This is a genomic window from Microcoleus sp. D3_18a_C4 (genome assembly GCF_036702415.1).
Taxonomy (GTDB): Bacteria; Cyanobacteriota; Cyanobacteriia; order Cyanobacteriales; family Microcoleaceae; genus Microcoleus.
In genome coordinates this window covers 1-8,965 of sequence record NZ_JAUBTI010000083.1, presented here as the reverse complement: position 1 = coordinate 8,965, position 8,965 = coordinate 1, and the positions used below count along the sequence as shown (strand labels likewise).

5 protein-coding genes are annotated in these 8,965 nt (G+C 45.9%); 3 read left to right on the top strand and 2 right to left on the bottom strand.

The window, feature by feature from the left end; genetic code table 11:
• Nucleotides 1-197: 197 nt before the first annotated feature.
• Together lysS and QUB16_RS25685 are read right to left on the bottom strand one after the other, a co-directional pair.
• Nucleotides 198-1,751 carry a lysine--tRNA ligase gene (gene lysS, locus QUB16_RS25690; protein WP_333320509.1) on the bottom strand — a complete coding sequence of 518 codons (1,554 nt, stop codon included), beginning with the start codon at nucleotides 1,749-1,751 and terminating at the stop codon, nucleotides 198-200.
• Between the two features lie 754 nt (nucleotides 1,752-2,505).
• A complete protein-coding gene (locus QUB16_RS25685) occupies nucleotides 2,506-2,643 on the bottom strand; it encodes a hypothetical protein (RefSeq protein WP_333110366.1) in 138 nt (45 codons plus the stop codon).
• A 34-nt stretch (nucleotides 2,644-2,677) separates the two neighbouring features.
• Between QUB16_RS25685 and tkt the strand changes: the two genes are divergently transcribed.
• The 3 genes from tkt (at nucleotide 2,678) to QUB16_RS25670 (ending at nucleotide 8,823) form a co-directional block, all read left to right on the top strand.
• Nucleotides 2,678-4,693 carry a transketolase gene (gene tkt, locus QUB16_RS25680; protein ID WP_333320508.1) on the top strand — a complete coding sequence of 672 codons (2,016 nt, stop codon included), beginning with the start codon at nucleotides 2,678-2,680 and terminating at the stop codon, nucleotides 4,691-4,693.
• Between the two features lie 836 nt (nucleotides 4,694-5,529).
• Entirely contained in the window at nucleotides 5,530-8,328 is a 2,799-nt protein-coding gene (locus tag QUB16_RS25675; RefSeq protein WP_333320506.1) for a PAS domain S-box protein, read from the top strand.
• Nucleotides 8,329-8,376: 48 nt separating this feature from the next.
• Entirely contained in the window at nucleotides 8,377-8,823 is a 447-nt protein-coding gene (locus tag QUB16_RS25670; RefSeq protein ID WP_333320504.1) for a response regulator, read from the top strand.
• Nucleotides 8,824-8,965 lie beyond the last annotated feature (142 nt).

The window sequence follows — 8,965 nt, the reverse complement described above, 5'->3', positions numbered from 1 at the left end:
CACCAACAATATTAGCCAATAATTGACGATATAAATAAACCCGCCCCCCTCCAACGGTAAATCGCAATGCACATTTTTCGTATTTGATCGAAGTCAAGGTTGATGTAGGTTATTTGTCGGGTGGGGGCGGGTTTATAGAGACTGTTTGTTTGAGTTAGATATTGTTTGTAAAACCCGCCCCTACCAGATTTTACGAATCAATCTTTGACCGGCCGCATTGTCGGGAACATCACCGCATCGCGGATGCTTTGAGTATTAGTTAAAAGCATCACCAATCTGTCTACGCCGATACCCATTCCCGCACAATTAGGCATTCCCAAAGATAGCGCTTGAATAAAGTCTTCGTCCATTGGATGCGCTTCGTCATCGCCGGCATTTTTCTGCGCCAACTGTTCCTCAAACCGCTTTCTTTGCTCCTTCGGATCGTTCAATTCTGAGAAGCCGTTCGAGTATTCTGTACCGTTGATAAAGAGCTCGAAACGTTCTACAAATCCGGGCTTGCTGCGATGTCCTTTTGCTAAGGGGCTGACTTCAACAGGGTAGTCGATGATGAATGTAGGTTGAATTAGTTTAGGAACAACTAATTTGTCAAAAACTGCATACAGCACGTAGCCTAAACTCTGTTGTTCTAACTTAGACAGGTGCAATTCTAGCTTGGTTGCAGATGCGATCGCACTTTCTAAGTCCAAACTGTCAAAATCCAGCCCAAACTCGTCTCTGACAGCTTCTACCATCGTTTTCACTTGCCAGTGTTTGCCGCTAAAACCGGGATACTTTTCGCTGTAGTCGAACTTGCGTTCTAAACTAATCGTTTCCCCCTGATTTTCAATCTCCTTGACATCCCCAAATACCGCCGCCGCTGCGAAACAGATCACGTCTTCGACAACTCCTAAAATGTCGAAAACATCAGCATAAGCTTGGTAAACTTCCAAAGAGGTAAACTCTGGATTGTGGGTGCTGTCAATCCCCTCATTTCTAAATGCTTTCCCTAGTTCAAATACTCGCTCGAAACCGCCGCAAATTGCTCTTTTCAAGAATAATTCTGGAGCCACTCGCAAATACAAATCTACCTCTAAAGCATTGTGGTGAGTGATGAATGGCTTAGCAGCAGCACCGCCGTAAATAGCTTGCAGTGTGGGCGTTTCTATTTCGTAAAAATTGGCTTGCCACAGATAGGAACGGATGCTTTGAACGATGCGGCTTCGCAGCATAAAACGGTTTAGCGCATCTTGGTTGCTTGCCAAATCCATTTCGCGGTGACGGCGGCAAACTTCGGGGTCGTTAATTCCGTAATAAGAATCGGGAAATTGAATGGTAGCTTTTGATAAAAGCTTTAATTCCCTCACTAAAATAGAAAGTTCTCCCCTGGGGGTGCGGCAGCCGATACCTTCGACGCCGACAAAATCGCCGATATCGAGCAATTTTTTAATTTGTTCAAAGCTCAAACCGACTTCGCCGGTGACGATTGCTTTCTCGATTTTGAGTTGAATCTTGTCTGTGGCGTCTTTTAAATCGATGAAACCAATTTTGCCGCTGTCTCGCTTGGAAGTGATGCGGCCGGCTAATCGCAGGGAAATTTCTTCGGGGTCAGTTTCTCCGTTTTGGAGTTCTTTTCCCGGCTGACTAAATATTTCGCGAACAAGCTTGGCTGTGTGCGATCGCGCGTAGGATTCACTGGGATACGGTTCTATGCCTTGCGATCGCAGTTCGTCTACTTTTTGACTGCGGACTTCGGCTTCACTGAGAGTCATTAGTTATTGCCTGATTAAAATTACAAATATCTGACATCTTGCACTATTCTGGCGATCGTGCGATCGGGTGGGCTAGAAGAGCTCAACCCCTACTCCCCACAAGAAAATTCACTCTTTGTGGAACAGGCCGGAAAGCCTGTTCGTGACAAAGCTGCAAGATGTCAGAAACACCAAACTCTATCTTGACACTCCCCTGGCTGAAGCCGAGGGGATTCTTAATTCAGCGACTGACCTTAAAATGTTCTGTCCTTGCGGCAATTCTTAAACCTTTCAACCGTGGGGATACCACCAATTGACGAGCCTAACTCAGAAACATCCCAGCGGATCTATCTCCAAAAGCGTACTAGGATATTTCCCTAGAGTTCGGGTATGCCCTACCCTACTTAACAATTCGAGCGTAAAAAAGTTTGTGTTTGCTGGATTGAAACCTACATTTTCGGTTTCGACTGTTTATAGTGTTTTCGTCGCACTTTGTCCCCCAGTTTATGCCTAAAAGTGTGTCTCATGTCCCGTTTCACGACGGCAAGGGAGTTTAACCGTGACTGTTTCAGTTTACCATACTGTCCCGTCGTGTCCAAAACTTTTCACGAAAGTTTTTTGAATTGAAAAGATGAGATTTTAGATTCAGGACTGGGGTAAAGAGAGCAGGCAGGATAAATCCTGTAACGCCCTTTCATCCCCGGACTGAAGTCACGGGGTTTTCAGGGTATTCCTTATAACAATTTGCGATCGACTGCACAAAGCGACCGAAACATTAAAAAATTAAGTTGTCTGTCGATCGCAACAGGTGAGATGATATGTAGTGCAGCCTCACGGCAGTTCCACAGAAACTGAACAGCAGAAACGCGAGCGATCGAACTCGGCTCATCGCACCTCTGTCAGAATCGACCACACACACTCTCTCTTAACATATAAAAACCAGAATTATGGCTGTTGCAACCCAATCACTCGAAGAACTCTGCATCAACTCTATCCGCTTTTTGGCCATCGATGCGGTAGAAAAAGCAAAATCAGGACACCCGGGACTGCCGATGGGCGCTGCCCCTATGGCCTTCGTGCTGTGGGATCGGTTCATGCGGTTCAACCCCAAAAACCCCAAGTGGTTTAATCGCGATCGCTTCGTCCTCTCCGCCGGCCACGGCTGTATGCTGCAGTACGCCCTCATGTACTTGGCCGGCTACGATAGCGTCACCCTCGACGACATCAAGCAATTTCGTCAGTGGGAATCCAAAACCCCCGGACACCCCGAAAACTTCGTCACCGAAGGCGTAGAAGTTACCACCGGCCCCCTCGGACAAGGAATTGCTAATGCCGTCGGTTTGGCAATGGCAGAAGCTCACCTCGCTGCTAAGTTTAACAAGCCCGACCATAAAATTGTTGACCACTACACCTATGTCATCATGGGTGACGGCTGCCACATGGAAGGCATTTCTGGCGAAGCTTGTTCTTTGGCCGGACACCTCGGACTCGGCAAATTAATTGCCTTGTACGATGACAATCACATTTCTATTGAAGGCGACACAAGCTTGGCCTTTACTGAAGATGTGGGCAAGCGTTTTGAAGCTTACAATTGGCACGTTATTACAGTAGACAATACCGCTCTAGACGAAGATACTAACCTAGAAGCAGTTCACAAAGCTATTGAAGAAGCCAAAAAAGTCACGGACAAACCGTCCATGATTAAAGTCCGCACCATCATTGGTTACGGTTCTCCTAACAAGCGCAATTCTTACAGTTCTCACGGTGCTGCTTTGGGTACCGATGAAGTGAAAGCAACTCGCGATTTCTTGAAGTGGGAACACGCACCGTTTGAAATTCCTGATGATGCTTTGTCACACTTCCGCAAAGCAGTCGATCGCGGTGCTCAAGCTGAGCAAGAATGGCAGAAAGCTTTTGATGCTTATAAAGCAGCATATCCTGCAGAAGCGGCAGAATATGAGCGCAGCGTTGCCGGCAAACTTCCTGAAGGTTGGGATAAAGTTTTGCCGACATACAAGGCAGAAGATAAAGCCGATTCGACTCGGAATCATTCTGGAAAATGTTTGAATGCTTTGGCAGGTGTGTTACCTGAATTGATCGGCGGTTCCGCTGACTTGGCATCTTCTAACATGACTTTGCTCAAGGGTGAAAAAGACTTCCAAAAAGGTCAGTACGAAGGACGTAACCTGCGCTTTGGTGTGCGGGAACACGCCATGGGTGCGATCGCCAACGGTATGGTACTGCACGGCGGTTTAATTCCTTACTGCGCTACTTTCTTGGTATTTGCTGACTATATGCGGGGAGCAATTCGCCTCTCTGCACTCTCGGAAGCTGGAGTTATTTACGTAATGACTCACGACTCCGTAGCCTTGGGCGAAGACGGCCCAACTCACCAACCCGTGGAAACCATCGCTTCTCTGCGAGTAATTCCCGATTTGTTGGTAATGCGCCCTGCGGATGGTAACGAAACATCCGGCGCTTACAAAGTGGCAGTTGAAAGCCGCACTCGCCCAACTTTAATGGCTTTGTCGCGCCAAAACTTGCCTAACTTGGCTGGAAGCTCGATCGAAGGAACAGCCAAAGGCGCTTACATTTTGTCCGACGACGGTGGCACTCCCGACATCATTTTAATCGGCACCGGCGGCGAAACATACCTCTGCGTTGATGCCGCTGAAAAATTGCGCGCCGCAGGCAATAAAGTGCGCGTAGTTTCGATGCCTTGCTGGGAATTGTTCGACTTACAAGATGCCGCTTACCGTGAATCTGTACTGCCGAAAGCTGTTACTAAGCGGTTGGCCGTTGAAGCCGGTTCTAGCTTCGGCTGGGGACGTTATTTGGGTTCTGAAGGCGATAGCCTCAGTATTGACAGATTCGGCGCTTCTGCACCGGGCCCCGTTGCTTTAGAAAAGTTTGGCTACACCGTTGATAATGTGGTAGCTAAGGCTCAGGCGCTGTTGGGTTAATAGCAGCAGCATAATTTTGGGTGGGGCGGGCTTCTGGCTCGCCCCATTTTTTATAGCAGAAGGAAGTTCGGCAACGGATTCTGTAAGGGATGTAACAGATGTAACGGATGGATGGAAGAAGGCTTTAGTTATTTAGAAGATAAGGAAGAAGAAAGGAAAAGTTAAAATCTAAAATCTCAAATCGGCATCTAGGGTTTCACTTCGCCATACCTCACATCTTGCACCATTGTCAGGAACAGGCAAGATGCCTGTTCCACAAGAGATGAATTTTCTTGTGGAACAGGCATCTTGCCTGTTCATAAAAGGATTGAGAATGGTGCAACACATAAGTTATACCCAACCTAGAGCTCGCTACAGCTCGCGAATCATTGAGAATTGCTATAGTGAACAAACCTGACGGTCAACAGAGTACAGTTAGACCGGAGGCTTCTTTTTCCTTTTTTTTCTCATGCTTTTTATAGTGAGGTAGTTCCACCCCCACTTGCTAATATAGTATCAGAGTATTTCCAGAGCATCAAGGGGTATAAAAGAATAATTGTCGCTTTGGGTACCGAAACCCGACGAGCCTTTCATCCCAAGGAGTAATTCCCAACGGGGTACTTCGCGCTGCGCTCAGATTAATCCCCTCTAAATATACCGAGGGACTTCCCGGCTGGTAGTTAAGACTTACCGAAGAAAAACCCGTTTCTACAACAATATTCGGTTTGGCAACGAGGCATTTATGAAGAAACCGGGTTTTTAGCCCCCCGTGCCTCCAGAGCTGTATATTTCAGAGAGTTAAGATAAGTTATAAGTTATTGCCTTAAATTACTCCTTCCCCATTTGCCATTCCGTTTATGATTGGGAATTTTTTAAATCAGTTGTTATTCACCGGCAATTATATTCCTCAAGGCTACTGTTACCTTTGGCAGCGAGAGCTAGTCGCGCTCCACATAGTGTCAGACTCTATAATTGCTTTGGCCTACTATTCAATACCCCTCTCGTTAATTTATTATTTTATCGGTCAGCGAAAAGACTTGCCCTTCCGCAACATCTTTTGGCTGCTTGCAGCCTTTATTATCTCTTGCGGCACTACTCATATAATGGAAGTTTGGACGCTTTGGCATCCTGTTTATTGGGTTTCTGGCAGTCTGAAAATTATTACCGCCGCGATTTCTGGTTACACCGCTGTTGCATTAATTCCTTTAGTTCCCCAAGCATTAACTCTCCTGAGTCCAACTCAATTAGGGATGATCGATTCAATACTGCAAAAAGAAATAATTGAACGCCGAGAAACGGAAGCTCGCTATCAAACTTTAACTGAAGCTTCGCCGGTAGGAATATTTTATGCAGATGCTGGAGGAGACTGCTTGTATGTCAACGAGCGCTGGTGTCAAATTTCGGGAATTACCTGTGATGAAGCTTTGGGCAAAGGGTGGTTGCAAGGCATTCATCCAGACGACCGCGATCGGGTTTTTTCTGAATGGTATAGCGCCGCGCAGGAGAAATTGCCGTTTAAATCTGAGTACCGATTTCAAGGCCTTAATCACACTCAAATCAGTTGGGTATTCGGTCAATCTGTCGGTCAAATTGGAGAAAATGGGGAGGTTAAAAGTTATGTTTGTACTATTACTGATATTACAGAACGCAAGCAGGTAGAAGAGGAAAATCGACGGCTCAATGAAACTCTGGAGCATCGAGTTGCTGAGCGCACGGCTCAAATCGAAATTTCTAACCACAAATTGCAAAAAGAAATAGCCTACCGCGAAAAAATTGCTTTCACTTTGTTGGAATTGACGCAACTGCAAAATGCAATTCTTAATAGCGCTAACTACACAATTATTTCTACATATCCCGACGGTACAATTAAAACATTTAATCGGGCGGCCGAGCAACTTTTAGGTTATTCGCTAGAAGAAGTGGTGGGGAAAGTCACGGTAGAAATAATTCACGATCCTCTGGAGGTCGCTAAAAGAGCTGAAGTTCTTTCTCAAGAATTGGGAGTGAAAATAGAGCCGGGAATTGAAGCCTTTGTTGCCTTGTCGCGCCGGAAACTCGCTGACGAAAATGAATGGACTTACATTCGCAAAGATGGTTCGCGGTTTCCGGTACTGCTGTCGGTGACTGCCTTATTTGATAGTAACGGAAATATTAACGGTTTTTTGGGTATCGGTCAGGATATTAGCGCTCGCAAACAAGCAGAAAAAGAGCTGCGTGACCTCACAAATGCCATGCAAAATGCGGTGGAAGGCATTTCGCGGCTGGACATTGAGGGACGCTACGTGAAGGTTAACCGAGCTTACGCTCATAAATGCGGTTACGAACCGGAACAAATGCTTGGCATGAAATGGCAGCTCACCGTACATCCGGGCGATGTTGAGATGATGGTCTCAGCTTATCAGGAAATGCTAATTTCTGGCAAAGTAGAAGTTGAAGCTAGGGGCGTTCGGAAAAATGGCTCGTTTTTTTACAAGCAATTAACGATGGTAAAAGCTTGCGACGCACAGGGAATATTTAACGGCCACCACTGTTTTATGAAAGATATCACTGAGCGCAAACTAACTGAAACTGCTTTGCAGGAAAGCGAATTTAAGTACAGGCAAATAGTTGAATTAGCAAAAGAAGGTATTTGGGTAATTGACAGAAATGGCCTCACGACTTACGTGAACCACGCAATGGCGCGAATGCTAGGCTATAGTGAAGTAGAAATGTTCGGGCGGTCGATTTTTGATTTCATGGACGCACCGGAAAAACCACAAGCTATTGATAATGTCGAGCGGCGCAAGCAAGGTATGGGTGAACAACACGAATTTAAATTCAAAACCAAGGACGGCAAAGATATTTGGACTGATATGTCTACCAGTTCAGTCATGGACTCCCAGGGTAATCTGCTGTCTTGTTGCGCCTTGGTTTACAACATTACAGCCCGCAAAGAAGCAGAGCAGCAAATGCTGCAACTTACAGAAGATTTGAAGCGTTCCAACGAGGAATTAGAACAATTTGCTTATGTGGCTTCCCACGATTTGCAAGAACCACTCCGAGCCGTTACCAGTTACACTCAATTGCTGGCCCAGCGCTATCAAGGAAATTTGGACGATCGCGCAGATAAGTATATTAATTATATTGTCGATGGCGCCACCAGAATGCAGCAGTTAATTAACGATTTGTTGGCGTATTCGCGCCTGGGAACGAGGGGTCAGGAGTTTGAGCCGGCGGACTGCAAGGCTGCTGTGCAGCAAAGTTTGTGTAATTTGCAAATTGCGATCGCCGAAACAAAAGCTGTAATCACCTGCGACGCGATGCCAACTGTTATGGCGGATGAATTTCAACTGGTGCAATTATTCCAAAATTTGCTCGCCAACAGCATCAAATTTTGTCGCCCAGATATCCCGTTGATTCATATCGCTGCCCGCATGCAAGAGAGCGAATGGGTGTTCAGTGTCCGCGATAACGGCATTGGCATCGATCCGCAGTATGCCGATCGCATTTTCATCATTTTTCAACGCCTGCACTCCCGCCGCCAATATTCCGGCACAGGTATAGGTTTGGCGATGTGCAAGCGCATTGCTGAACGCCACGGCGGTCGAATCTGGGTGGAATCTCAAGAGGGAAAAGGAGCGACTTTTTACTTCACTATTCCTATAATTAGTACCTGAATCCTCAAAATTCAATTTTGTTTTTATACTCAAAAGGATACGCCGGTTATGAGCGATCGAACCACTGTTAGACCTATAGAAATTCTGCTGATTGAGGATTCTCCCAGCGATGCCGATTTGGCAAGAGAAGCTCTCGGTCAGGGTAAAATATTGAATAACTTGCATTTTGTGGAGGATGGAGTCGAAGCAATCAAGTTTTTGCGCCGAAAAGAACCCTATCTCAGGGTACCTCGTCCCGATTTGATTTTGCTGGATTTGCATCTGCCGAAAAAAAGCGGTATTGAAGTGCTAGAAGAAATTAAAACTGACCCCAAGTTAAAATTAATTCCTGTAGTGATTCTCAGCACTTCCGCAGCTCCCGAAGATATTTTTAAGTCATACTCCCTCCACGCCAACTGTTACATAACAAAACCGGTAGACTTCGTGGAATTTACTAAAGTAGTCAGGTTAATTGAGGAGTTCTGGCTGGCCGTCGTCAAACTTCCTCTAAATTAAATGAAGAGATGCTTTGCTTATGAGTGCTATAAAATTTTTGAACCTATGGAAATTCTGCTGGTGGATAAGGAATGAGAATTAAATAACTTCCACAAGTTTGTGGGATGGGGAGCATCTCAGTTTTGCATTTACAGTGCGAGCG

What these genes read in the sequence shown, in the direction of transcription:
- lysS (WP_333320509.1), bottom strand. Translation starts at nt 1,751, where the DNA reads ATGACTCTCAGTGAAGCCGAAGTCCGCAGTCAAAAAGTAGACGAACTG.
- tkt (WP_333320508.1), top strand. Translation starts at nt 2,678, where the DNA reads ATGGCTGTTGCAACCCAATCACTCGAAGAACTCTGCATCAACTCTATC.
- QUB16_RS25675 (WP_333320506.1), top strand. Translation starts at nt 5,530, where the DNA reads ATGATTGGGAATTTTTTAAATCAGTTGTTATTCACCGGCAATTATATT.
- QUB16_RS25670 (WP_333320504.1), top strand. Translation starts at nt 8,377, where the DNA reads ATGAGCGATCGAACCACTGTTAGACCTATAGAAATTCTGCTGATTGAG.